General features: G+C 66.8%; 26 protein-coding genes and 1 tRNA gene. 19 read left to right on the top strand and 8 right to left on the bottom strand.

Annotated features, from left to right (window positions below):
• Nucleotides 1-3: 3 nt before the first annotated feature.
• The 4 genes from AC1DW0_RS22700 to AC1DW0_RS22685 all read left to right on the top strand — a co-directional run bounded on the left by AC1DW0_RS22700 (nt 4) and on the right by AC1DW0_RS22685 (nt 2,273).
• The gene (locus AC1DW0_RS22700; protein ID WP_056192823.1) at nt 4-774 is read left to right on the top strand and encodes a cytochrome c1; all 771 of its coding nucleotides are present in this window, start codon (nt 4-6) and stop codon (nt 772-774) included.
• Between the two features lie 142 nt (nt 775-916).
• Nucleotides 917-1,534: a glutathione S-transferase N-terminal domain-containing protein gene (locus AC1DW0_RS22695; RefSeq protein ID WP_056192820.1), complete on the top strand. Its 618-nt coding sequence runs from the start codon at nt 917-919 to the stop codon at nt 1,532-1,534.
• Between the two features lie 128 nt (nt 1,535-1,662).
• Complete coding sequence (locus AC1DW0_RS22690; protein ID WP_457443975.1) at nt 1,663-2,172, top strand: ClpXP protease specificity-enhancing factor; 510 nt, start codon at nt 1,663-1,665, stop codon at nt 2,170-2,172.
• 25 nt (nt 2,173-2,197) lie between these two features.
• Nucleotides 2,198-2,273: transfer RNA gene (locus AC1DW0_RS22685), tRNA-Thr, on the top strand.
• A 45-nt stretch (nt 2,274-2,318) separates the two neighbouring features.
• On the opposite strand, the gene AC1DW0_RS22680 is transcribed toward AC1DW0_RS22685, so the two are convergent.
• Nucleotides 2,319-2,657, bottom strand: a complete 339-nt coding sequence (locus tag AC1DW0_RS22680; RefSeq protein ID WP_157281141.1) for a hypothetical protein — start codon at nt 2,655-2,657, stop codon at nt 2,319-2,321.
• A 170-nt stretch (nt 2,658-2,827) separates the two neighbouring features.
• Here AC1DW0_RS22680 and secA point away from each other — a divergent pair, with 170 nt between their 5' ends.
• The 6 genes from secA to AC1DW0_RS22650 all read left to right on the top strand — a co-directional run bounded on the left by secA (nt 2,828) and on the right by AC1DW0_RS22650 (nt 11,196).
• Complete coding sequence (gene secA / locus AC1DW0_RS22675; RefSeq protein WP_056192814.1) at nt 2,828-5,572, top strand: preprotein translocase subunit SecA; 2,745 nt, start codon at nt 2,828-2,830, stop codon at nt 5,570-5,572.
• Nucleotides 5,573-5,798: 226 nt separating this feature from the next.
• A complete protein-coding gene (locus AC1DW0_RS22670; protein WP_157281139.1) occupies nt 5,799-6,329 on the top strand; it encodes a PEP-CTERM sorting domain-containing protein in 531 nt (176 codons plus the stop codon).
• Between the two features lie 39 nt (nt 6,330-6,368).
• The gene (locus AC1DW0_RS22665) at nt 6,369-7,061 is read left to right on the top strand and encodes a PEP-CTERM sorting domain-containing protein (protein WP_457351452.1); all 693 of its coding nucleotides are present in this window, start codon (nt 6,369-6,371) and stop codon (nt 7,059-7,061) included.
• Between the two features lie 89 nt (nt 7,062-7,150).
• Complete coding sequence (gene argJ / locus AC1DW0_RS22660; RefSeq protein ID WP_457351450.1) at nt 7,151-8,380, top strand: bifunctional glutamate N-acetyltransferase/amino-acid acetyltransferase ArgJ; 1,230 nt, start codon at nt 7,151-7,153, stop codon at nt 8,378-8,380.
• Nucleotides 8,381-8,474: 94 nt separating this feature from the next.
• Nucleotides 8,475-10,607: a prolyl oligopeptidase family serine peptidase gene (locus tag AC1DW0_RS22655; RefSeq protein WP_477948161.1), complete on the top strand. Its 2,133-nt coding sequence runs from the start codon at nt 8,475-8,477 to the stop codon at nt 10,605-10,607.
• Between the two features lie 163 nt (nt 10,608-10,770).
• Nucleotides 10,771-11,196, top strand: a complete 426-nt coding sequence (locus AC1DW0_RS22650) for a GNAT family N-acetyltransferase (protein WP_235531819.1) — start codon at nt 10,771-10,773, stop codon at nt 11,194-11,196.
• Here AC1DW0_RS22650 and AC1DW0_RS22645 read toward each other — a convergent pair.
• From AC1DW0_RS22645 to AC1DW0_RS22635, 3 genes are read right to left on the bottom strand one after another with little or no spacing between them, the layout of a single operon-like run.
• The gene (locus tag AC1DW0_RS22645) at nt 11,193-12,422 is read right to left on the bottom strand and encodes a hypothetical protein (RefSeq protein ID WP_457323574.1); all 1,230 of its coding nucleotides are present in this window, start codon (nt 12,420-12,422) and stop codon (nt 11,193-11,195) included. The two genes, AC1DW0_RS22650 and AC1DW0_RS22645, sit on opposite strands and share 4 nt — an antisense overlap.
• Before the next feature lie 58 nt (nt 12,423-12,480).
• The gene (locus AC1DW0_RS22640) at nt 12,481-13,140 is read right to left on the bottom strand and encodes an alpha/beta hydrolase (RefSeq protein WP_477948158.1); all 660 of its coding nucleotides are present in this window, start codon (nt 13,138-13,140) and stop codon (nt 12,481-12,483) included.
• On the bottom strand, nt 13,133-13,579 hold the full coding sequence (locus tag AC1DW0_RS22635) for a GNAT family N-acetyltransferase (protein WP_457443994.1): 447 nt from the start codon (nt 13,577-13,579) through the stop codon (nt 13,133-13,135). The genes AC1DW0_RS22640 and AC1DW0_RS22635 overlap by 8 nt, the downstream gene beginning before the upstream one ends.
• 52 nt (nt 13,580-13,631) lie before the next feature.
• Here AC1DW0_RS22635 and AC1DW0_RS22630 point away from each other — a divergent pair, with 52 nt between their 5' ends.
• The 3 genes from AC1DW0_RS22630 (at nt 13,632) to AC1DW0_RS22620 (ending at nt 16,200) form a co-directional block, all read left to right on the top strand.
• Entirely contained in the window at nt 13,632-14,303 is a 672-nt protein-coding gene (locus AC1DW0_RS22630) for a histidine phosphatase family protein (RefSeq protein WP_056193121.1), read from the top strand.
• 118 nt (nt 14,304-14,421) lie between these two features.
• The gene (locus tag AC1DW0_RS22625; RefSeq protein WP_457351444.1) at nt 14,422-14,949 is read left to right on the top strand and encodes a PEP-CTERM sorting domain-containing protein; all 528 of its coding nucleotides are present in this window, start codon (nt 14,422-14,424) and stop codon (nt 14,947-14,949) included.
• 12 nt (nt 14,950-14,961) lie between these two features.
• The gene (locus tag AC1DW0_RS22620; protein WP_477948155.1) at nt 14,962-16,200 is read left to right on the top strand and encodes a class I SAM-dependent methyltransferase; all 1,239 of its coding nucleotides are present in this window, start codon (nt 14,962-14,964) and stop codon (nt 16,198-16,200) included.
• A 41-nt stretch (nt 16,201-16,241) separates the two neighbouring features.
• Here AC1DW0_RS22620 and AC1DW0_RS22615 read toward each other — a convergent pair whose 3' ends face one another.
• The 3 genes from AC1DW0_RS22615 to AC1DW0_RS22605 are packed head-to-tail and all read right to left on the bottom strand — an operon-like array spanning nt 16,242 to nt 16,902.
• Complete coding sequence (locus tag AC1DW0_RS22615; RefSeq protein WP_056192786.1) at nt 16,242-16,472, bottom strand: DUF6429 family protein; 231 nt, start codon at nt 16,470-16,472, stop codon at nt 16,242-16,244.
• The gene (locus AC1DW0_RS22610; RefSeq protein WP_457351440.1) at nt 16,469-16,672 is read right to left on the bottom strand and encodes a tyrosine-type recombinase/integrase; all 204 of its coding nucleotides are present in this window, start codon (nt 16,670-16,672) and stop codon (nt 16,469-16,471) included. Before AC1DW0_RS22610 ends, AC1DW0_RS22615 begins: the two co-directional genes overlap by 4 nt.
• The gene (locus tag AC1DW0_RS22605) at nt 16,648-16,902 is read right to left on the bottom strand and encodes a tyrosine-type recombinase/integrase (RefSeq protein ID WP_457351438.1); all 255 of its coding nucleotides are present in this window, start codon (nt 16,900-16,902) and stop codon (nt 16,648-16,650) included. Before AC1DW0_RS22605 ends, AC1DW0_RS22610 begins: the two co-directional genes overlap by 25 nt.
• 227 nt (nt 16,903-17,129) lie before the next feature.
• Here AC1DW0_RS22605 and AC1DW0_RS22600 point away from each other — a divergent pair, with 227 nt between their 5' ends.
• From AC1DW0_RS22600 to AC1DW0_RS22580, 5 genes are all read left to right on the top strand, one after another.
• Nucleotides 17,130-17,351: a hypothetical protein gene (locus tag AC1DW0_RS22600; protein ID WP_457351436.1), complete on the top strand. Its 222-nt coding sequence runs from the start codon at nt 17,130-17,132 to the stop codon at nt 17,349-17,351.
• A 166-nt stretch (nt 17,352-17,517) separates the two neighbouring features.
• Nucleotides 17,518-17,781 carry a BrnT family toxin gene (locus tag AC1DW0_RS22595; RefSeq protein WP_457351434.1) on the top strand — a complete coding sequence of 88 codons (264 nt, stop codon included), beginning with the start codon at nt 17,518-17,520 and terminating at the stop codon, nt 17,779-17,781.
• Nucleotides 17,765-18,064 carry a BrnA antitoxin family protein gene (locus AC1DW0_RS22590; RefSeq protein ID WP_082532422.1) on the top strand — a complete coding sequence of 100 codons (300 nt, stop codon included), beginning with the start codon at nt 17,765-17,767 and terminating at the stop codon, nt 18,062-18,064. The genes AC1DW0_RS22595 and AC1DW0_RS22590 overlap by 17 nt, the downstream gene beginning before the upstream one ends.
• Before the next feature lie 128 nt (nt 18,065-18,192).
• The gene (locus AC1DW0_RS22585) at nt 18,193-18,762 is read left to right on the top strand and encodes a dihydrofolate reductase family protein (protein ID WP_477948151.1); all 570 of its coding nucleotides are present in this window, start codon (nt 18,193-18,195) and stop codon (nt 18,760-18,762) included.
• Between the two features lie 29 nt (nt 18,763-18,791).
• Nucleotides 18,792-19,202 (top strand): GNAT family N-acetyltransferase, encoded by a 411-nt coding sequence (locus tag AC1DW0_RS22580; protein ID WP_056192776.1) that lies wholly within the window; start codon nt 18,792-18,794, stop codon nt 19,200-19,202.
• Nucleotides 19,203-19,259: 57 nt separating this feature from the next.
• On the opposite strand, the gene AC1DW0_RS22575 is transcribed toward AC1DW0_RS22580, so the two are convergent.
• Nucleotides 19,260-20,090, bottom strand: coding sequence for a PEP-CTERM sorting domain-containing protein (locus tag AC1DW0_RS22575; RefSeq protein ID WP_477948149.1), 831 nt, complete (start codon nt 20,088-20,090; stop codon nt 19,260-19,262).
• Between the two features lie 117 nt (nt 20,091-20,207).
• Between AC1DW0_RS22575 and AC1DW0_RS22570 the strand changes: the two genes are divergently transcribed.
• Nucleotides 20,208-22,446: winged helix-turn-helix domain-containing protein (locus AC1DW0_RS22570; protein WP_477948147.1), on the top strand; the 2,239-nt coding region annotated here is incomplete at its 3' end.

Genomic DNA, 22,446 nt, shown 5'->3' with positions numbered 1-22,446 from the left:
CCAATGAAAAAGCTGATCGCTCTCCTGCTGGCCACCCTGGGCTTCGTGGGTGCCGCCCAGGCCAACACCGGCGGCATCGAGTGGGACAAGTTCCCCAAGGAAAAGATGTCGGACATGGCGGCGCTGCAAAGCGGTGCCAAGCTGTTCGTCAACTACTGCCTGAACTGCCACTCGGCCGCCTACATGCGCTACAACCGCATGCGCGACATCGGCCTGTCCGAGGCCGACATCAAGAACAACCTGCTGTTCGCGGCCGAGAAGGTCGGTGAGACCATGAAGGTCAGCATCGACCCGAAGGACGCCAAGGCCTGGTTCGGCGCCAACCCGCCCGACCTCAGCGTCATCGCCCGCTCGCGTGCCGATGGTGCCAAGGGCTCGGGTGCGGACTATCTCTACACCTACATGCGGAGCTTCTACCGCGACGACACCAAGGCCACCGGTTGGAACAACATGGCCTTCCCCAGCGTCGCGATGCCGCATGTGATGTGGGAGCTGCAGGGCCAGCGCGCCGCCAAGTTCGAGGAAGTGGCCGACCCGCACGACCACGACAAGAAGACCCACGTCTTCGCCGGCTACCAGCAACTGACGCCCGGCACGCTGTCCGAGCGCCAGTACGACGAAGCCGTGGCCGACCTGGTTGCCTATTTGCAGTGGATGGGCGAGCCCGCTCAGGGCCAGCGCTTTCAGCTCGGCGTGATCGTGCTGATCTTCCTGTCCATCCTGACCGTGTTTGCCTGGCGACTGAACGCCTCGTACTGGAAGGACGTGAAGTAAGCCCGTCCATCCCGGCACCGCTCTCGGGCGGTGTCGAAACACGCAGTGGGGCGCGCTTGTAGCCACCCACTGCGTTTGCTTTTTCAGCGCGGCCCCAGCCGTCGCGCGTTTTTGATTGACTGACCCCTCGGGAGCCCAAGCCATGATGGTCCTTTACTCCGGTACCACCGACCCCTACTCGCACCGCTGCCGCTTCGTGCTGTTCGAGAAAGGCATGGACTTCGAAATCCGTGACGTTGACCTGTTCGCGAAGCCCGAAGACATCGCTTTGATGAACCCGTACAACGAGGTGCCCATCCTCGTCGAGCGCGACCTCATCCTGTACGAGTCGCACATCATCAACGAGTACATCGACGAGCGCTTCCCGCACCCGCAGCTGATGCCCGGCGATCCGGTGGCCCGTGCCCGCGTGCGCCTGTTCCTGCTGAACTTCGAAAAGGAGTTGTTCGCCCACGTGAACATCCTCGAGGGCCGCGGCACGACGACCAAGGCGACCGACAAGCAGCTCGAAAAGGCCCGCTCGCAGATCCGTGACCGCCTGACCCAGCTCGCGCCGATCTTCCTGAAGAACAAGTACATGCTGGGCGACGACTTCTCGATGCTCGACGTGGCCATCGCCCCGCTGCTGTGGCGCCTGGACTACTACGGCATCGACATGTCCAAGAACGCACTGCCGCTGCTCAAGTACGCCGAGCGCATCTTCAGCCGCCCGGCCTACATCGAGGCGCTGACGCCCTCGGAAAAGGTCATGCGCCGTTGATTGCCCACCCCGAAGCGCTGTGCGCTTCCCCCTCAAGGGGGCGCCGTCAGTGGCCCGGCAAAACCGGTTCCATGGCGGCCGCGGGGTCTACAGACCGTATTGCACCCTGACCGGGTTGACTGTCGTACATGGATAAATCGCAAGGAGTTGAAGGTGGCGCGGGCAATGGCACGTCCACCCGCCCGTACCTGATCCGCGCGCTGCACGACTGGTGCACGGACAACGGCTTCACGCCCTATATCGCGGTCCACGTCGATCGTTCGGTGCAGGTGCCGATGGAGTACGTGTCCAACAACGAGATCGTGCTGAACGTCGGCTTCGATGCCACCAGCGGACTGGATCTCGGCAACGAGTTCATCCAGTTCAAGGCGCGCTTCGGCGGCGTCGCGCGAGAGATCGTCGTGCCGGTGGACCATGTTGTCGCGATCTACGCCCGCGAGAACGGCCAGGGCATGGCCTTTCCGGCGCCCGAGGCGCTGGCCGAAGGTGCACCGCTGCCCAGCCCGGCGCCGCCGGAGCCGCGCCGCAGCGGCCTGCGTCTGGCCAGCGAAGCCAGCGACGACGAGGGCGATGACACGCCCCCGCCACCCGACGCGCCCAGCGGTGGCCCGCGGCCTTCACTCAAACGGGTGAAGTGAGCGACTAGAATCTCGCCTGTTTTTCGCCGGCTTAGCTCAGTTGGTAGAGCAACCGCCTTGTAAGCGGTAGGTCATCAGTTCGAATCCGATAGCCGGCACCAATCAAAAACCCACTGTCTCGCGACAGTGGGTTTTTTCATGTGCGCCTATTTCTGGATCAGCTTCACGCGGATATGTCCGGGCAGCCCGGCCTGGGCCAGCAGGGCTTCCAGCCGGGGCAGCAGATGGCGCAGCTTGGCGGCGACGGCCGCGTTGGCGGCCAGCAGGCTCCAGCCTTCTTCGTCCAGCGGCCCGGGTTGCAGGCTGGCCAGCAGATTGCCCGGCAACGCGGGCCCGATGATGCGCAGCCGCCGCCGTGACGCCTCCAGGCGCGCGTTGAGCTGACTCAGGCCCTCGTGAGCACGCAACGCGTCGGCCACCGGTGTCGGCGACGGGACGCTGACGCGCACGCTCTTGGGAGCAAGGTAGCGGGGCGGGTTGGCCATAGCCGCAGTGTAGTGAGGCGGCGATCCTGGCCAAAAGCCCACTGCTAAACTGCGCCGTTTTGCGCGGCCGGGCAAGTCCGTCTTGCAATGCCTCGCCGTGCCCTCAGATTCGCGCCTCCCACCGGTTGGACAGCCCGCCCGGTGCCGCGCAGCTCCTCATTCCTCGCAGCATGTTGCCCAAGCTTCTCACCTCGATTTTCGGTAGCCGCAATGAGCGTTTGCTCAAGCAGTACCGCCGCACCGTGCAGCAGATCAACGCGCTGGAGCCGAAGTACGAGGGCTTGAGCGACGACGAATTGCGCGCCCAGACGGCTGAATTCAAGCAGCGCATCGCTGCCGGCGAGACGGTCGACGACATCCTGCCCGAAGCTTTCGCCGTCTGCCGCGAAGGCAGCAAGCGCTCACTGAAGATGCGCCACTTCGACGTGCAGCTGATCGGCGGCATGGTGCTCAACGACGGCAAGATCGCCGAAATGCGCACCGGCGAAGGCAAGACGCTGATGGCCACGCTGCCGGTCTACCTGAACGCGCTGACGGGCAAGGGTGTCCACGTCGTCACGGTGAACGACTACCTGGCGCGCCGCGACGCCGAGTGGATGGGCAAGCTCTACACCTTCCTCGGGCTGTCGGTCGGCATCAACCTGCCGCAGATGCCGCGCGAGCAGAAGCAGACGGCCTACGCCGCCGACGTCACCTACGGCACCAACAACGAGTACGGCTTCGACTACCTGCGCGACAACATGGTCTACGAGACGGCCGATCGCGTGCAGCGCGGCCTGTCCTACGCCATCGTCGACGAGGTGGACTCGATCCTCATCGACGAGGCTCGCACACCGCTGATCATCTCGGGCCAGGCGGACGACCACACCGACGTCTACAAGCGCATCAACGCCGTCGTGCCCAAGCTGAAGAAGCAGATCGGCGAGCTCGACCCGCGCACCGGTGAAGGCGTCATCGAGCCGGGCGACTTCACGGTGGACGAGAAGTCGCACCAGATCCACCTGACCGAAGACGGCCACGAGGTTGCGGAGGCGCTGCTGACCGAGGCCGGCCTGATCCCGGAAGGCGCGAGCCTGTACGACGCGGCCAACATCACGCTGATGCATCACCTGAATGCAGCGCTGCGGGCCCACCACGTCTATCACCGCGACCAGCATTACGTCGTGCAGAACGGCGAGGTCACCATCGTCGACGAGTTCACCGGCCGCCTGATGAGCGGGCGACGCTGGAGCGACGGCCTGCATCAGGCTGTCGAGGCCAAGGAAGGCGTGGAGATCCAGGCGGAGAACCAGACGCTGGCCTCGATCACCTTCCAGAACTACTTCCGCATGTACGGCAAGCTGTCGGGCATGACGGGCACGGCCGACACCGAGGCCTATGAGTTCCAGGAGATCTACGGCCTCGAGACCGTCGTCATCCCGCCGAACCGCCCGACCATCCGCAAGGACGAGCTGGACCTGGTCTACAAGACCGACAAGGAAAAGTACAACGCCGTCATCGAGGACATCCGCGCCTGCCACACGCGCGGCCAGCCGGTGCTGGTGGGCACGACGTCCATCGAGAACTCCGAGCTGATCTCCAAGCTGCTGGACCAGGCCAAGCTGCCGCACAACGTGCTGAACGCCAAGCAGCACGAGAAGGAAGCGCAGATCGTCGCCCAGGCCGGCCGCCCGGGCGTCATCACCATCGCCACCAACATGGCCGGCCGCGGCACCGACATCGTGCTGGGCGGCAACGTCGAGAACCAGGTCAAGTTCCTCGAGGCCGACGAGGCGGTCCCCGCCGACGAGAAGGCGCGCCGCATCCAGCAGCTCAAGGACGAGTGGCAGGGCCTGCATGACAAGGTGCGGGCCGAGGGTGGCCTGCGCATCATCGCGACCGAGCGCCACGAGAGCCGCCGCATCGACAACCAGCTGCGCGGCCGTGCCGGCCGCCAGGGCGACCCGGGTTCTTCGCGCTTCTACCTGTCGCTGGACGACCAGCTGATGCGCATCTTTGCCGGTGAGCGCGTGCGCGCCATCATGGACCGGCTCAAGATGCCCGAAGGCGAGGCCATCGAGGCCGGCATCGTCACGCGCAGCATTGAAGGCGCCCAACGCAAGGTCGAGGCGCGCAACTTCGATATCCGCAAGCAGTTGCTCGAGTACGACGACGTCTCGAACGACCAGCGCAAGGTCATCTACCAGCAGCGCAACGACATTCTCGAGGCCGATAGCCTCATCGCCCAGATCGCTTCGCTGCGCGAGTCCACGCTGAGCGATGTCGTGCGCACCTTCGTGCCGGCCGAGAGCGTGGAAGAGCAGTGGGACCTGCCCGGTCTGGAGCAGGTGTTGCAGGGCGAATGGCAGATTGGCCTGTCACTGACCGAACTCGTCAAGAAGAGCGACTCGATCACCGACGACGACATTCTGGAAACCGTCACCAAGGCCGGCGACGAGCTCTTCCAGGACAAGCTCGAGCGCGTCGGCATCGATCAGTTCAACCCCTTCATGCGCATGGTGCTGCTGCAGAGCATCGACCAGCGCTGGCGCGAGCACCTGGCGGCCCTGGACTATCTGCGCCAAGGCATCCACCTGCGCGGCTATGCCCAGAAGAACCCCAAGCAGGAATACAAGCGCGAAGCCTTCGAGCTGTTCTCCCAGCTGTTGGACCTCGTGAAGATGGAAGTCACCCGCACGCTGATGAATGTGCGCATCCAGAGCCAGGAAGAGGCCAGCCAGGCCGCCGAGGCCATGGAGCGCCGTGCCGAAGCGGTGTCCAACGTGACCTACCAGCATCCCAACGAGGACGGCTCCATCAGCCAGGACGTCGACCCCGCCACGCTGCTGGCCGAATACGGCCACGTGGGCCGCAACGACCCCTGCCCCTGCGGCAGTGGCAAGAAGTTCAAGCTCTGCCACGGCAAGCTGGCCTGAGTTTTCCTGGTCGCATCCCGCCACGGGCCGGCTTTGCCGGCCCGTTTTCATTGGTGGCTCACCCCGCGCAGCCCACCCATGTGGGGGGAAAAGCGTGCGTTTGGGCACATCCCGCCGCCTGCGCCACGCGCATGAGGGGTGCTCGGACCGCTCTCACCCCCCTAGAGTGCAGTCATTCCCCGGCGAAACTCCGGGTAGACCCGAATAGAGAACCTGAAAGTACGTGATGAAAACGTTGTCTAAAGCGCTCGCCGCCCTCAGTCTGGTTGCCGCTGCATGCAATGCGACCGCAGCGGTGACGCCGGTGTCGTTCAGCTTTTCCAACGACGCCATCATGTCCAACGGCGCAGGTGCCGCGCAGTTCAACGACATCTTCGGTTTCACCTTGAACGGTGTGACGCTGATGGGCGGCAGCGTCATCACGTTCTCGGCCGAAGACCAGGCCAGCGTCGACATCACCTCGGCCTACCTCACCCAGGGTGGCACGTCCGTCGCGCTGACGCCGGTCGGCGCCGGCATCGACGTGGACAACGACATCTTCGGCATCGAGACCTGGACGCTGGGCCAGCAATGGCTGTCGGCGGGCGCCTGGCAACTGCACGTCCTTGGCGCCGGCTTCAGCGCCAAGGGCTTCGAGGGCTACACCGCCACGCTGGAAGGCAGTACGTCGACCACCGAGTTGCCCGAGCCCACCGCCCTGGCCCTGGTGGCGGTGGCCCTGGCCGGAATGAGCCTGTCCCGTCGCCGCGCTCGCTGAGCCGCGCCCAGCCGCCCCAATCACGAAAGCAGTCCAACCATGTTCAAGCCTCTGACCCTCGCCGCCGCCCTGCTGATGAGCGCTTCGGCATTCGCCGCCGACACCGTCAGCATCCGCTTCGTCGACCGTGATGCCGGCGATCCGGCGCTCACCACCTCGCTGACGACCAACTACGTCACCGGTGGACTGAACTTCACGGATGCCGCCACCGGCAGTTTCCTGGCCTACTGCATCGAGCCGACCCAGTCCTTCGCGCTGAGCTTCAAGAGCGACGGCGTGACGCCCAACTTCAAGACCTACACGGTCGGCAGCTTCAGTGGCAGCCAGGACACACTGCTGCAGGCGCTGTACTCCAGCAAGTTTGCTTCGGTCCACTCCGGCAACCAGCAAGCCGCCTTCCAGCTCGCAGTCTGGGAAATCATGCGCGAGAGCAGCGGCACGCTCAGCGTTGCCCAGGGTAGTGGCAGCTTTTTCCTGAAGACGGAAGGTGCCACCGGCCAGCAAAATGGCATCAACAATTCGGTGCAGGCCCTGGCCACCAACTACCTGGCCGCCGCTCAGAGCTACGAGGGTCCGGCGCTGTACAGCCTGACCAAGCTCAGCAACGCCAGCTACCAGGACCTCGTCGTCGCAAGCGCCGTCAACGCGGTCCCCGAGCCCGAGACCTATGCCCTCTTCCTGGGCGGCCTGGGCGTCATCGGTCTGCTGGCCCGCCGCCGCCTGCCGCGCTGAAACGCGTTGCGCTCCCTTGCAAAGGCTCCTTCGGGAGCCTTTCGCGCTTCTTAGAATCTGCGCGCTTTCCCTGACCAACCGAGCGCGCCATGCCCGTCAATCTCACCGCCCCCGATCCCGCCTCCCTGTTGCCCGTGCCGGGCGTGCGCCTTGGCGTGACCATGGCCGGCGTGCGCAAGGCCAACCGGCGTGACCTCAGCGTCATCGCGCTGGAAGAGGGCGCCGCGGTCGCCGGCGTCTTCACGACCAACCGCTTCTGCGCCGCTCCCGTGCAGCTTTGCCGCGAGCATCTGGCCGGCGGCTCGGCCATCCGCGCATTGCTGATCAACACCGGCAATGCCAACGCCGGCACCGGTGCCGACGGCCTGGCCCGTGCGCGCCAGACCTGCCAGGCCCTGGCCGGCTTGATCGGCTGCCAGCCAGAGCAGATCCTGCCTTTCTCGACCGGCGTCATCATGGAGACCCTGCCGGTGGACCGCATCACCGCCGGCCTGCCCGCCGCCCTGGCCGCGCTGAAGGCCGACAACTGGGCCGAGGCTGCCGCCGGCATCATGACGACGGACACCCTGCCTAAAGCCGCTTCACGCCGCATCGAGATCGGCGGCGTGCCCGTCACCCTGACCGGCATCTCCAAGGGCGCCGGCATGATCCGGCCGAACATGGCCACCATGCTGGGCTTCGTCGCCACCGACGCCAACGTCGCCCCGGCCCTGCTGCAGCCGCTGGTGAAAGAAGCGGCCGACGCCTCCTTCAACCGCATCACCATCGACGGCGACACCTCCACCAACGACTGCTTCATGCTGATTGCGTCGCGCCGCGCGGCGCATGCCGAGATCACGTCGCTGGACAGCGCCGAGGCCAAGACGTTGCGCGAGGCGCTGATCGCGCTGGCCCAGGAACTCGCGCAGGCCATCGTGCGCGACGGCGAGGGCGCGACCAAGTTCATTGCCATCACCGTCGAAGGCGGCCGTGACGAGGCCGAGTGCAGGCTGGCGGCCTATGCCATCGCCCACTCGCCGCTGGTCAAGACGGCCTTCTTTGCCAGCGACCCGAACCTGGGCCGCATCCTGGCGGCCGTCGGCTATGCCGGCATTGGCGACCTGGACCAGGGCCTGATCGACCTGGACCTGGATGACGTTGCCGTGGTGCGCCAGGGCGGGCGCCTGACGACCTATCGCGAGGAAGACGGCCAGCGCGTCATGAAGCAGTCCGAGATCACCATCCGCGTCGGCCTGAACCGCGGTTCGGCCAGCGCCACCGTCTGGACCTGCGACCTCAGCCACGACTACGTCAGCATCAACGCGGACTATCGAAGCTGAGGGTTATTGCTGTCAGGGCTTCATCGCATGACGATCGGCGCCGGGTTGGCCGGCGCCGAGAATCCCGGCCTTACCGAACCCAGGACTCCGCCTGATGAAGCTTCCCCTGTCCGCCCTCGCCCTTGCTGCCGCCGTGCTCGCTACCAGCGCCCAGGCCCAGTCGCTGACCTACCCCGTCACGCGCAAGGCCGACCAGATCGACGCGTATCACGACACGGCCGTCGCCGACCCCTACCGCTGGCTGGAGGACGACAACAGTGCCGAGACCAAGGCCTGGGTGATCGCCCAGAACGAGGTCACCGACAAGTTCCTGGCCGCCATGCCGCAGCGCCTGCCGGCGCGCCGCATCTACACCGAGCTCTACAACTTCGAGCGCTTCGGCATCCCCTTCAGCGAAGGCGGCCGCTATTTCTGGACCCGCAACGACGGCCTGCAGCAGCAGAACGTCCTCTACACGGCCAAGTCCCTGGCCGACACGCCGGTCGTGGCGCTGGACCCCAACCTGCTGTCCAAGGACGGCACCGTGGCACTGAGCGGCGTCGTGCCCTCGCGCGACGGCAAGTTGCTGGCCTATGGCATCGCCGGTGCCGGCTCCGACTGGCAGACCTGGAAGGTGCGTGACCTGGCCACCGGACAGGATCTCGCCGACACCATCGAATGGGTCAAGTTCAGCGGCGCCGCCTGGACGGCCGATGGCAAGGGCTTCTTCTACGCCCGCTATGACGCGCCCAAGGAAGGCGACAAGCTCAAGGGCGCCAACTACTTCCAGAAGCTCTATTACCACCGCCTCGGCACGGCCCAGAGCGAGGACCTGCTCGTCGCCGAGAACCGCGACGACAAGGAGTGGGGCTTTGGCACCGAGGTGTCGGACGACGGCCAACTGCTGGTCATCAGCGTCTGGAAGAGCGCCGGCAGCAAGAACGGCCTGATGGTGCTGCCCCTGCCCAAGGGGGCTTTTGCCGGCGGCAAGCCCCAGCCCATCACGCTGGACTTCGACGCCCAGTACACCCCTGTCGCCGCCGTCAACGGCAAGCTGATCGTCAAGACCGACAAGGGCGCCCCGCGCGGCAAGCTCGTCGCTGTCGACCTGAAGAACCCGGCGCAGGCCAATTGGAAGACGCTGGTGCCCGAGGGCCCGGATGCGATGACGGCAGCCTCTGCCGTCGGCGGCCGTTTCCTGTTGAGCTATCTGCATGACGCTGCGACCCTCGTGCGCGTGCATGGCGCCGACGGCAAGCAGCTCAGCGAGGTCAAGCTGCCCGGCATCGGCACGGCTGGCGGCTTCGGCGGGCGCTGGAGCGACAGGGAAACCTTCTTCAGCTACACCAGCCTGACCACCCCGGCCGAGATCCATCGCTACGACGTCAAGACCGGCAAGATCAGCCTGTTCAAGCGTCCCAAGACGGCCTTCAACCCCGATGAGTTCGAGACCCGCCGCGAATTCGTCACCAGCAAGGACGGCACCCGCTTCCCCATCTTCATCGCCGCGAGGAAGGGCCTGAAGTTCGACGGCAGCAACCCGACCCTGCTCTACGGCTATGGCGGCTTCGACATCTCCATCACCCCGGGCTATGGCGTGACGGCCGCGACCTGGATGAGGATGGGCGGCGTCTACGTCATTGCCTCCATCCGCGGCGGTGGCGAATACGGCTCGGCCTGGCACGAGGCCGGCACCAAGCTGAAGAAGCAGAACGTCTTCGACGACTTCATCGCCGCCGGCGAATGGTTGATCAGCCACAAGGTCGCCAGCCCCGCGACGCTGGCCATCAACGGTGGCAGCAACGGCGGCCTGCTGGTCGGCGCGGTCACCAACCAGCGCCCCGACCTGTTCGCGGTCGCCGTGCCGCAGGTCGGCGTGATGGACATGCTGCGCTACCAGAACTTCACCATCGGCTGGGCCTGGGCTACCGACTACGGCACCAGCGCCGACAGCCCGGAGATGTTCAACGCGCTGCGCGCCTACTCGCCGGTGCACACCATCAAGAGCGGCGCCAAGTACCCGGCCGTGCTGATCACGACCGGCGACCATGACGACCGCGTCGTGCCGGCGCACAGCTTCAAGTACGCCGCCACGCTGCAGGCCGCCGACACGGGTGCGGCTCCGAAGCTGATCCGCATCGAGGTCAACGCCGGCCACGGCGCGGGCAAGCCGACATCCAAGATCATCGAGGAGCGCAGCGACATCCTGGCTTTCATTGCCAACACGATGAAGTTGGAAGTCAAATAATGAGACCCCTCGTCCGGCCTCGCGCCGCTGAACGCGGGCGAGTCCAGCCGGTCCCCCGAGGTGACGGCGATGCTTGCGGCGTCGAGCCGCAAGCACATCGCCAGCGCGGGCCGGCTCGGGAGCGGCCCAGCGCTCGGCCCGCAGGGCGATGAGCAGTGCTGTGGTGATCCGTGACCTGGGCGTCGGCGATGTCGACGCTCTGCTTGATCTCTATCAGCATCTGAACGCCGGCGATGCGCCGCCTTCGCAAGAGGCGGTACACGCCGTGTTCGCACATCCGTGGCTGCGCCATTTCGGGCTTTTTGACGGTGAGACGCTCATCGCCAGCTGCAACCTCGCCGTCATCCCCAACCTGACGCGCGGCGGCAGCAGCTATGGCGTCATCGAGAACGTCGTCACCCATGCGGACCATCGCGGCCAGGGGCATGGCCAGGCCGTCGTCCGGCATGCGATTGATCAAGCCTGGGGCGCAGGTGCCTACAAGGTCGTGTTGACGACCAGTCGCAAGGACCCCGCCGTCTGGGCCTTCTACGAGCGCTGTGGCTTTGACAGCGGCGACAAGCGCGCCTTCGTCATACGCCGGTCCTAGAAGTTAACGGCCTTGGTCTTGAGGCCGCGCGCCACCAGGGTCGCATTGATCAGCTGGGCCTGCTCCCTGCTCGGGAAAGGCCAGACCGTTGCGCGCCAGCCCTCGGGCGTCTGGATGACATCGGCCTGCAGCGCGTCGGGGTTGCCGTGCACGCCGACCAGGCCCGCCTTCATCTTCCCCAGCAGCGCCTCGGCCTCGGCCTTGCTGCCCGGCGGGCCGACCAGGGCGACGACGACCTTGTCCGATGACTGGGCCAGGCGAGCCAGGCGTGGGTCGACGGGCTCGGGCTTGCTGGCGGCAGGCTCGGGCTTGTCGACCGTCTTTTCGCCCGGCTTTTCCGCAGGCGCCTCGGCGGGCTTGTCCGAGCGCAGGATCGGCGGGCGCTTGATGCCATCGGTGCGCTCCACGAGGCGGGGGCGAATATCGGGCGGTGGCGCGTCGCTTGCGGCCTCGCTGGCGGGCGCTTGCGCGGCTGAAGCGGCCGCAACGGCCGACTCTGGAACGGAGGCGGGCGCAGAAGCGGCTGAGGCGGAGGCAGCCAGGGCCGGCGCTGATGCCGCCGACGCTGCCGTCGGGGGCGGCGCAGCGGCCGGCTCGGCCGCGCGTTGGGGCCACAGCATCCAGGCACCCACGGCGATCAGGACCGCCAGCACGGCACCCGCTGCGCCCAGGCGGATCGGGTCCCACAGCCGGCGGCCAATGATTTCCGAAGGGATGCCGCGGCCGGCCAGCACGCGGGTGCGGGCGCTGCCCACATCGACGCCCGCCGTCATCACATAGAGCTCGAAAGGCCAGCCGCCGTGGGAGCTGGCCAGGGTCTCGTCGATGACGATGACGCGCCAGGGCCGGCTGTCGGGGGTGGCCGGCGGCTCGGCAAAGCCATGGGCCAGCGCAAAGCGCTCGACCTGGGCCGGGCTCAGGCCGGGCAGGAATTTCTCGCTGAAGGCGCGCCACTGCGTGCGCGGGCGTCGGGCGATCAGACGTGGCAGATGCGTCAGGCGCTGCTTCCATGCCGCCCAGCGTGACAGAGGGGGCGAGCCATGCAGTGCGTCGAAGGCGCTGACCACATCGGTCAGCACGGGCTCGACCAGGCCGCCCGCCTCGGCGGAGGCGCGCACAAAGGGCAGGGCCACCACGCCCACGGTGTGCACATCGCCCACGGCGATGCGCCGCGCAAGCGGGTGGCGGTTGTGCCAGTCAACGATCTGTTCGGCCAGGCGCTCCATGACTACTTGATCTTCCCCGACGAGCCCATCCGTCGGTGATGGAAACAAGCCCCCGAATTCAAGCCAGTTGCTTCAGCAGCCAGGCGTTCAGGTCTTCGATCTCCTCCATGCAGACCGAGTGCGGCATGGGGTAGTCATGCCATTCGACCTCATGGCCCAGAGTTCGCAGAGCGTCGCGGCTGGCCGTGCCGCGGGCGGGCACGACGATGGTGTCCTGGCTGCCATGGCCCATGAAGATGGGCAGGTCGGCGTTCGCCGCCGAGCGCTCGGTGGCCGTCGTCGCAGCCAGCGGCAGATAACCCGACAAGCCGACGGCGCCGCCCAGGCGCTCGGGGTAGCGCAGCGCCGTCATCAGCGCCATTGCGCAGCCCTGCGAGAAGCCGACGAGGACGATGCGGTTCGCTGCCACGCCGCGTTGGCGCTCGCTGTCTATGAGTTCGGCAATCTGCCGCTGCGACTCGCGCAGGCCGGCCTCGTCCTCGCGCTTGACGAGGTCGGCGCCGAGGATGTCGTACCAGGCCCGCATCACATACCCGCCGTTGATCGTGACGGGCCGTTCGGGCGCGTGCGGGAACACGAAGCGCACGGCGCCCAGGCTCTTCAAATCAAGCTCGCCGCAGATGGGCACGAAGTCATGGCCGTCGGCCCCCAGGCCGTGCAGCACGATCAGCGTCGCGCCGGGATTGGGGCCGGTCTCGACGACATGGGTTTCAAGCATGGGGGTTCCAGTTCTCGATGCGAAGTTCAAAGCGTTTGTCGCCGTAGACGTCCAGGCCTTCGTCGGTCGGCGTCCAGCCGGCTCGACGGTAGAAGGCCTCGGCGCGCGAATCGGGCTGGGTGCCCAGGTCCAGGCGCCCGTGGCCCTGAGCGAACAGCCAGTTCACCATCACGTCGTGCAACTGGCGGCCGTAGCCCTGCCCATGCAACGCCGGGTCCACGAACATCGCCCAGATGTGGCCGTCGCGGGCGTCGCCGATGGCAAAGCCCGCAATGCGCCCGGGCTCCAGTTCGACAACCCAGCCACGGCCGAAATCTTCCAGATAGACATGCAGTTCGGCATCCGAGATGCGGCCCGGGGTCAGCTTGTTCTCGGTGACGGCATAGCGCACGCGCCAGATCTCGGCAGTGTCGTCGCGCGTGGCGATTCGAAGTGTCATGGCGTCATTGTCGCGACAGCGGGCGCTGCCCTTGCCGTTCATGATCACGTTCATGGGAAGCCTTTATCTCGTCCGCCACGGTCAGGCCAGCTTTGGTGCGGCCGACTATGACCAGCTCAGCGCCAAGGGCCATGAGCAATGCCGCCATCTCGGCGCTTACTGGCGCGAACGCGGCCAGCGCTTCGATGCCGTGTTCACCGGCACGCTGCGGCGGCACAAGCAGTCGCTGGCGGGCATCGTCGAGGGCTACGGTGAGGATCTGCCCGCCGTCGCACTGCCGGGGCTGAACGAGTACGACAGCGAGGCCGTCGTGCGCGCCATCCACCCCGGCCCCATCGATGCCCCGACGACCCCCGAGGCCGTCAAGCACCACTTCCGGCTGCTTCGCCAGGGCCTGCTGGCCTGGATGAGCGGCGAGACGGCACCGGTGGGCATGCCGGCGCACGCGGATTTCGCCGCCGGCGTGGCCGATGCGCTGGCACGCGTGCTGGCTTTGGGTGTGGGCAAACAGGTGCTCATCGTCTCCAGCGGTGGGCCTATCGCCACGGCCGTGGCCCAGGTGCTGTCCACGCCGCCCGAGACTTTTGTGGAACTCAACCTGCGCATCCGCAACTCGGCTGTCACCGAGTTTGCCTTCAACCCGAAGCGCCACCACCTCGTCACGTTCAACACGCTGCCGCACCTGGATACGGCGGAGATGCGGGCGCACATCACGCACGCCTGAGCGCGCCGGCCCCAAACGGGCCAATACCGACGGCACTGGGCATGGCTCTCCTGGGCGAAGCGGCCGTGCGACCCGGTCGGCAGCATGACGACTCCTCAACCCCCGATGGAGTTCCGTCATGTCTTCACCCCGCCTTTTTGCCTTCGCCACCCTGATCAGCCTGGCCGCCACCTTCGTTGAACCGGCCCAGGCCCAGAGCTACAGCTTCAACCAGACCGGCTACGCCGATGGTGCCACGCTGAGCGGCCATTTCGCCGGCAGCGACCTCGACGGCAATGGCTGGCTCTATGCCTATGAGCTGACCGAGTTTGAGCTGAACTGGTCCGGCAACCGCGCCGTGCAGGCCTTCAACCTCGGCTTCAGCGAACGCGCCGGCCTGGAGTTCGAACTCTCCAGCGGCACGCTCTCGCACATGGCCGCCTTCAGCCAGAACGAGGAGGGCGTGCGCTTCTTCAGCTTCGACAGCAAGGGCTGGCCCAGCTACATGATCCCGGGCGTCGTCACCGACGAGCGCCTGGGCTTGGTGTCCATGAGCTGGGAGCCGTTGCGGGTCACGGCCGCCGTGCCGGAGCCGCAGAGCCTGGCACTGCTGATGGCGGGCATGGGCTTCATCGGCCTGTGGAGCCAGCGCCGACGGGCTCACTGACAATGCGCGGCTATGGCCGCGCCCTTGTTCACGTCCCTCATCACGCCGCCGCCGGCCGCCACCGCGCCGGCCCACGAGCGCTTTTTGCACCTCATCCGCCTGGCCCTGGCTGGCGGGCAGTTTGGCAAGTTGCTGCTGTCCGGCCCCGTGGGTGATGACGAGGACGTCGAGCGCCTCACCGTGCGCCTGGTCGAACTGCGCGGTGAGCCGGCCTTGAGCTTTCTCTGGCGCCACCGCACCAAGGACGTCACCAAGAACCACGCCCCCGAGGCGGGCCTGGCCGAGATCGCCACGCTGCTGGGCGCGCGCTTTCGCAATGCCCATCTGCACACGGCGACCGAAGAGGTGCAGTTCGCCGTCAGCCGCAAGGGCCGCGAAACGCTGCGGGTGACGCGCGTCGATGGGTCTGAAGCGGTTGCTCCCGCTGCCCACGACAAGGCCAAGCAGCGCCCGCTGGACATGGGCAACCCCGTGTGGTCGGCGCTGGGGCTGACCCACCTTGTCAAGGGCGAGCCGGCGCTGGTGCCGGCGATGGCGCGCAAGTGGAAGCAGATCAACCGCTTCGTCGAGATCCTGTCCTCGGCCGTCGACGAGGCCGAACTGCAAGGCCCCGTGCGGGTGGCCGACTTCGGCTCTGGCAAGGGCTACCTGACCTTCGCCGTGCATGACTGGCTGCAGTCCCACGGCCTCAGCCCCCGCGTCACGGGCATCGAGCTGCGTGACGACATGGTCAAGTTGTGCGGTGCCATCATCGACAACGAGGGCCTGACCGGCCTGCGTTTCGACCAGGGCGATGTGCGCACGCAAGCCGTGCAGCCGCTGGACGTCATGATCGCGCTGCATGCGTGCGACATCGCCACCGACCATGCCCTGCACGTCGGCCTGCAGTCCGGCGCCAAAGTCATCATGAGCTCGCCCTGCTGCCACAAGGAACTGCGCCCGCAGATGACGCTGCCCGCCGTGCTGAGACCCATGCTGCAGCACGGCATCCACCTCGGTCAGGAGGCCGAGATGGTGACCGACTCGCTGCGCGCCCTGCTGCTGGAGAGCCAGGGTTACCGCACCCAGGTCTTCGAGTTCATCGCGCTGGAGCACACCAGCAAGAACAAGATGATCCTGGCCGTGAAGGCGCAGGGCCTGGCCGCCGAGGCATTGGCTGCGCGCCGGCCCGAGCTGCTGGCGCAGATTGCCGAGATCAAGCGCTTTTATGGTCTGCGCGAGCAGCGGTTGGAGCAGTTGCTGGCGGGGTGATGAATCGGCCTGCGCCGCTCCGGCAGTGCGGCCTCAGCCGCTTAGCCCGCCTTGCCAAATAGCGACTGCAGCAGGGCCTCCGCCCTCTGCAGGCCTTCATCGGTGAGAGCCACGGACGTCGCCTTGCCGACCGGGTCGCTGATCAACCCCTTCTCGTGCAGCCGGCCCATCGCATCCCAGTCGAAGGACTTCCACGCCCGATGGCCGTCATGCAGGCCCAGTAGCAACAAGGCCAGCACGGCGTCGTCGATCCGTTCGGTGTCCAGGTTCATGAAGCCTCCTGTCGAGCCATGGCCAGTGCATCCAGTGGCGAGCGCACGGCACCGCCGCCGAGCTTGAGCACATGGGTGTAGATCATCGTGGTGGCCACGTCGGAGTGGCCGAGGAGTTCCTGCACGGTGCGGATGTCGCTGCCGGCTTGCAGCAGGTGGGTGGCAAACCGAAGGTTCAGTGAAGACTGACTTGTACCCAAGTCATGTCGTAGCTAAAACAATGGCGCAGCGTGTGAGGCGTGGCGGGCTTGGCGACGCCGGCGGCCTGGACGGCCCGTTTGAATGCACGCTGGAAGGTCTCGTGATAAAGGTGGTGCCGGCGGAACACGCCGGTGCGCGGGTCCGTGGCGTGATGGTCTTGCGGGAAGACCCAGAACCAGCCCCAGCTCGCACCCGCCCTGGGGTATTTGCGGGCGAGCGCGTCGGGCATCTGCTCAGCCGCAACTGCGAGTACGCCACAGATGTTCCCGCGTTTGAAGCGCCGTTCGAAAAGGAGTTCGCGTACGTTGCAGACCTATGGGAGTCAGCCGCAAGCCGAGCCGAGTTCGAGTCTAAGTACAGTCGTGCAGTCTCAAATCAACATGATGCACGGTACTGCTAACCTTTTGCTGCAGCGGGCGGCTTCGCCGCCCGCTGAGCGCACACGTTATGGCTCAGATGACCATTGAGAACGCCTTCTTGACCTTGTGTGGATTCCTCGCGATCTACATCGGTTGCCGGTTTATCGTGGCGAGGAAGATTCCAATCGTCAGCGAAGACGATCGCGAAACACATGGTTGGCTTCGCGGGAAGGAGGCTGTCATCGCAGGCCTTGCGGTTGTCGCTCTGGGGCTTGCACTCTTGGCTGCCGCGATTGGCCTCATCAAGCTACGTGCCTAGCCACATGAATATCCTGAGCCGGCCAGCTACTTCCGCAGTGATCCATAACCTGCCATTGGAGCGGACCGCCTTCGGCGTCCGCTCACTTTCACGTTCGGCCTCACCAATGCCGCCATGCCCCGCGATTGGCGGCCGCATTTAATGTAGCTACACTAAAGCGTGCAAGTTGAGTTCGACCCTGCCAAAGACGCGAGCAATCTGGAGAAGCACGGGGCTATCGCTGGCATTGGCCGCCGGACTCGATTGGGATGCATCACTGGTGTGGGTTGATGAACGGTACGAGTACAGCGAGCTGCGCATGATCGCGTTAGCGCCGGATACCGGGATCCTGTACTACGTGGCATTTGTAGGTCGTGGCGAAACGCGAAGGATCATCAGCTTGCGCAAAGCCAACCGACGCGAGGTGAAGCACTATGTCCAAAGTTTCTAAGCGCCCGGCCATCGTCATGCCGACGGTGGCGGAAGACAAAGGGATTACGGCAGCCGCAAAGGCCGATCCGGACGCGCACCCCCTGACTCCGAAGCAGTTGCAAGCCATGGTTCCGATGAAGGCTGTACGTGGTCGGCCTAAGTCTGAGAACAAGAAGCTGTTGGTGTCCGTCCGCTATAGCCCGGAAGTCGTGGCGTATTTCAAGTCAACCGGCGAGGGGTGGCAGTCTCGTATGGACGGTGTGCTTCAGCAGTACGTAGCGCGTCACTCGCGGCGAGCGTGAGGCCGAACCAGCCTCTCGAGCCGACTCGCGTCGGCAGGCCGCCGCTATCGGCTCAGCTTCAACGTCAGGCGTCACTCAAGCGGCATCGCGTACGTCTGACCATTCTTCGAAAGAACAGGAGACCCCAAATGTCCACATCGGTGCTCTTCATGTCTATGTCACTCGACGGATACATCGCTGGCCCGAACGACGAAGTGGGCAACCCCGGCGGCGACGGATTCGACCGGTTGCACGAGTGGTATGGGGACTTCTCCCGTCCATCTGGGGCGGTCGGGCAATTGTGGGACGACTGGAACTCACCTGGCGCGATTCTGGCGGGGCGGCGCACTGTGGAGCAGGTCGATCACTGGGGCGGTGACAACCACGGTGTCCCGATCATCGTGCCCAGCCACCGGCCGCCGGGCCCTTCGGTAGCGAACTATCCGTTGGTGACCTACGTGCCCGACGGCATCGAGCGCGCAATGGCGCAGGCAAAGGCCGCCGCCGGGGATCGCATCGTGCTGATGCTTGGCGCGTACACGGCGCAACGGGCGCTCGAGGCTGGTGTGCTGGACGAGTTGCAGATCCACCAGATCCCGGTCCTGCTCGGTGGTGGCCGCCGGTTATTCGAGATGTTGCCTTCGCGCGTCGAGTTGGAGATTGTCCGGGTGATCGACACCCCGGAAGCCACCCACATCCGCTACCGCGTTCGTCGCTGAGTGGGGTGACGCCTAACCACGTGCCGCCCATGAGTTCAGCGCCCGCCATCGAATACAAGCTCTCGCCACCCCTGGGTGACTTGGAACTGAACGAGTTGTTTTCCGCATCTTGGGCGAACCATTGCCCTGCGACATTTCAACCCGTCTTGCGCTCCAGCATGGCTTACGTCTGCGCGTACCGGGGGGCCGAACTTGTCGGCTACGTCAACGTCGCCTGGGACGGCAAGACGCATGCGTTTGTCCTGGACCCCACGGTTCATCCCAGTTGCCGGCGGCACGGTATCGGAACGGCGTTGGTTCTTGCCGCGCTGGAGCAAGCCAGGGCGCGCGGGGTCACTTGGGTGCACGTCGACTTCGAGCCTGACCTGCGGGAGTTCTACAGCCGTTGTGGCTTTCGCCTGTCCGAGGCAGGTGTCTACAACGTCGCGGCCGAGGCGTGACAGTCAAAGGGCGTCCCGCAGGCGGGCCGCGGGCCGAGGGCAGCGACTTGGATCACGTCAACGCGCGCGGCGGCGCCGGGCCAGCATGCCCAGACAGGCCAGGCCGGCCAGGATCAGGGTCCAGCTGCCCGGCTCGGGCACCGGCACGGCCGAGGTGATGAAGTGGCCGTCGGTGGCCAGGCCGTTGGCAGCCGTGAAGCCGTAGAACACCGGCGTGCCGACAAGGCCCAGCTGGTCAAAGCTGACCTGGGCGCTGACCGTAAAGGTGCCGAGGTTGAGGTGCTCGATGGTGCCGGTCAGCATGCCGGCGTTGTCGTTCAACCCCGAGGGGGTGTACTGCACCGAGGCATACCACTGGAAGTCAGGGTCGCGGATGGCGTCGCCCAGGCCGGTTTCGGTAGCAGCCAGCGGCGCCACTGAGCCGCCGGACAGGATCTGCAGGCTGGGCGACACCGGTTCGCCGTTGAAGTGGAAGGTGTCGATGGCAAAGGCCACGCTGGCCGGACTCAGCCCGTCATAGCCGAGGCCCGAGCCTGCGCCGCCGACGCCGGCCGTGTCGCTCAGCGTGAAAGTGAGGCCATCGCCGCGCAGGCCCTGGCTGACGGGGATGAAGAAGTGGAAGTCGAAAGCGAAGCCCTGGTTGAAGTCCAGCGTGATGGCATTGGGCGCGAAGCCGGCGCCGCCCTGGCCGCCGACGCCCGGTGCCGTCAGCATCAAGTCGCTGTAGGTGAAGCCGTTGCCCGGCGTCATGTTGGACGCCGTCGCGCTGCCGTACAGCGACCAGGTCGTGAAATCGGTGAATCCGGTCGCCAGGCTCACGCCCTGCTGGGCATGGGCGCCAAGGCTGGCGGCAAGGGTCAGGGGCAGCAGCAGTCGGGCAAGCTTCATGGTGGGGTCTCCGATCAGGTTGTGCGCCAGTTTTGAGGGCGACCGTTAGGCAATCGTTAGCCGATGGAGCCATCTCACCCCCTCAAGCCCGGGGTCTGTGAACTAGCATCCGCGCCCATGGCTCTCGCCCACACCAAGACCCGTGCGCCGCGCCCGCGTGCCGGCCTGCTGCTGCCACGCCCGGCCCTGCTGGCCGGCGTGCAACGCGCGCTGGATGCTCACCGCGTGCTGTTGATCTGCGCGCCTGCCGGCTATGGCAAGACGTCCTTGCTGACCCAGGCCCTGGCCGATGCCGGCGCCGACACGGCCATTGCCTGGGTGGCCCTGGACGAAGGCGACGACCTCGGCCGCCTGCTGGACTGCCTGTTCGCCGCCTTCGAGCCCTATGACCCGCCCTGGCGCACGGCGCCCGAGGGCCTGCGGGACGCGGCCCTGCGCGGCGGCACCGAGATCGTCACCGTGGCCGACGCGATGCTGAATGCGCTGGAGGCCTGCGAGGTCGAGCATGGCCTGATCGTGCTGGACGACGCCCACCACCTCGTCGACCCCGCCTCCTTGCAGTTCCTGGACCGCTGGCTGGCCCGCATGGGCGAGCGCTGGCGCCTGGTGCTGGCCGCCCGCCACGAACCCGCGCTGCGCCTGGCGCGGCTGCGGGCCGCCGGCGAGCTGGCTGACCTCGGCCCCGTCGAGCTGGCGCTGGCGCGCGGCGAGGTCGAGCAACTGGCCCAGGCCGCGGGCCTGGACGAAACCGCTGCGGCGGGGCTCTATGAGCGCTGCCAGGGCTGGCCCGCCGGGCTGCGCCTGGCTTTGGGCGCGGGACAACAGCGCCTGCCCGCAGCCATCGACCGCGCCACCTTCGACTACCTGGCCGCCGAGGTACTGGACCGGCTGGAACCCGGCCTGCGCGGCTTCCTGCTGCGCACCAGCGTGCTGCACGAACTGGACGCCGAGCGCTGCCAGGCGCTGGGCGAGGACGCCCACGCGGCCGGCTGGCTGGCCGAGATGGAGCGCCTCTCGCTCTTCGTGACCGTCGTCGACCTGGCGCCCCACACGCTGCGCCTGCACCAGCTCTTGCGCGACATGCTGCAACAGCGCCTGCGCCAGGAGCAGCCCGAGGTCTACCGCCAGCAGCTGGAGCGCGCCGCGATGCTGGAGACGGACGCGGTGCGCCGCCAGAGCCTGCTGCTGGCCGCCGGCCGCCCCGAGCGCGCTGCCGAGCTGCTGCTGGGCGATGGTGGGCTGCTGATGAACCAGCTCGGCGCCCAGGGCCTGCTGGACCTGACCCGGCGCTTCGACCCTGCCTTTGCCGAGTCCAGCCCGGAACTGCACCGCGTCAAGGCGCTGGCGCTGTGGGTGCTGTGGGAGGCCCAGCAGGCCGAATGGCATCAGAGCCGCGCCGAGGCGCTGTTCGACGCGCGCGGCGACGAGGCCGGTCTGCTCGCCGCGCGCGGCCATCGCAGCATCCTGCTGATCGCGCAGGGCCGCCTCCAGGAGGCTGAAGCCCTGCTGCGCGACCTCGACCCGTTTGCGCTGAGCGGCGAGCTGCGCCGCGTGACGCTGCTGGGCCGTACCTGGCATGCGATGGAAAGCTGCCGCTTCGATGCCGTTGCGCCGCTGTTCGACGCCCTTGTCACCGAGCTGCTGAACACGACCACGCTGGAGAGCTGGTACATCTGCTCGCCGTCGCCGCGCCAGATCAGCTGCGTCGGCGTGTCGCCGGTGGCCGACCGCTGGTACCGTGGCGCGATGCAGGTGCTGGGCAACCGGTCGCTGCCCTTCGGCGTCAACGCGCACACGTCCCAGGCCTGGAACCTGTTCTGGCAGGGCCGCCTGGCCGAATCCCGGCAGATGCTGGCTCATGCCGAAGCCGATGCAGCCTGGTTGGGTCGCATCGTCATCGCGCGCAACCAGGGCCAGGCCCTGCATGCGATGTTCGACCTGATCGCCGGCCGCCATGACGAGGCCCTGGCCCTGATGCGGCTGCGCCTGGCCGAGCATGTGCCGGGCTATGGTGCCTGGGGCGCTTGGCATGCGACCTTTGCCATGTCGCGCATGGCGGCCGCCATCGGCAACCTTGAGGCGCTGGCCGAGGGCCTGGAGTGTCTGGTGCGCATCGGTGCGGACCTGCCCGACCTCGTCATGCCGCACCGGCCACGGCCGCTGCTGGGCCTGCAGGCCCAGCTCGCCGCGCTGCAGGGCCGGCGCGACGAAGCCATCGCCGCCTGGCGCGGTCTGCTGGCGGACGGCGAAGGCGGCGACCTGCTCGGCCAGCTGGCCGAGGCGCGCCTGCGTCTGGCCGCGCTGCTGCTGGAGGGCGGCGACCGTGGCGGCGCGGCCCGGGCACTGGCGCCGGCGC

Source organism: Roseateles sp. P4_D2 (assembly GCF_056401875.1).
Note: the sequence above shows the minus strand (reverse complement) of the source record. Positions and strands in the feature narration are given on the sequence as shown.

Coding starts and splice junctions, on each gene's coding strand:
- AC1DW0_RS22700 (WP_056192823.1), top strand. CDS start 4: ATGAAAAAGCTGATCGCTCTCCTGCTGGCCACCCTGGGCTTCGTGGGT.
- AC1DW0_RS22695 (WP_056192820.1), top strand. CDS start 917: ATGATGGTCCTTTACTCCGGTACCACCGACCCCTACTCGCACCGCTGC.
- AC1DW0_RS22690 (WP_457443975.1), top strand. CDS start 1,663: ATGGATAAATCGCAAGGAGTTGAAGGTGGCGCGGGCAATGGCACGTCC.
- AC1DW0_RS22680 (WP_157281141.1), bottom strand. CDS start 2,657: ATGGCCAACCCGCCCCGCTACCTTGCTCCCAAGAGCGTGCGCGTCAGC.
- secA (WP_056192814.1), top strand. CDS start 2,828: ATGTTGCCCAAGCTTCTCACCTCGATTTTCGGTAGCCGCAATGAGCGT.
- AC1DW0_RS22670 (WP_157281139.1), top strand. CDS start 5,799: ATGAAAACGTTGTCTAAAGCGCTCGCCGCCCTCAGTCTGGTTGCCGCT.
- AC1DW0_RS22665 (WP_457351452.1), top strand. CDS start 6,369: ATGTTCAAGCCTCTGACCCTCGCCGCCGCCCTGCTGATGAGCGCTTCG.
- argJ (WP_457351450.1), top strand. CDS start 7,151: ATGCCCGTCAATCTCACCGCCCCCGATCCCGCCTCCCTGTTGCCCGTG.
- AC1DW0_RS22655 (WP_477948161.1), top strand. CDS start 8,475: ATGAAGCTTCCCCTGTCCGCCCTCGCCCTTGCTGCCGCCGTGCTCGCT.
- AC1DW0_RS22645 (WP_457323574.1), bottom strand. CDS start 12,422: ATGGAGCGCCTGGCCGAACAGATCGTTGACTGGCACAACCGCCACCCG.
- AC1DW0_RS22640 (WP_477948158.1), bottom strand. CDS start 13,140: ATGCTTGAAACCCATGTCGTCGAGACCGGCCCCAATCCCGGCGCGACG.
- AC1DW0_RS22635 (WP_457443994.1), bottom strand. CDS start 13,579: ATGACACTTCGAATCGCCACGCGCGACGACACTGCCGAGATCTGGCGC.
- AC1DW0_RS22630 (WP_056193121.1), top strand. CDS start 13,632: ATGGGAAGCCTTTATCTCGTCCGCCACGGTCAGGCCAGCTTTGGTGCG.
- AC1DW0_RS22625 (WP_457351444.1), top strand. CDS start 14,422: ATGTCTTCACCCCGCCTTTTTGCCTTCGCCACCCTGATCAGCCTGGCC.
- AC1DW0_RS22620 (WP_477948155.1), top strand. CDS start 14,962: ATGGCCGCGCCCTTGTTCACGTCCCTCATCACGCCGCCGCCGGCCGCC.
- AC1DW0_RS22615 (WP_056192786.1), bottom strand. CDS start 16,472: ATGAACCTGGACACCGAACGGATCGACGACGCCGTGCTGGCCTTGTTG.
- AC1DW0_RS22605 (WP_457351438.1), bottom strand. CDS start 16,902: ATGCCCGACGCGCTCGCCCGCAAATACCCCAGGGCGGGTGCGAGCTGG.
- AC1DW0_RS22600 (WP_457351436.1), top strand. CDS start 17,130: ATGACCATTGAGAACGCCTTCTTGACCTTGTGTGGATTCCTCGCGATC.
- AC1DW0_RS22590 (WP_082532422.1), top strand. CDS start 17,765: ATGTCCAAAGTTTCTAAGCGCCCGGCCATCGTCATGCCGACGGTGGCG.
- AC1DW0_RS22585 (WP_477948151.1), top strand. CDS start 18,193: ATGTCCACATCGGTGCTCTTCATGTCTATGTCACTCGACGGATACATC.
- AC1DW0_RS22580 (WP_056192776.1), top strand. CDS start 18,792: ATGAGTTCAGCGCCCGCCATCGAATACAAGCTCTCGCCACCCCTGGGT.
- AC1DW0_RS22575 (WP_477948149.1), bottom strand. CDS start 20,090: ATGAAGCTTGCCCGACTGCTGCTGCCCCTGACCCTTGCCGCCAGCCTT.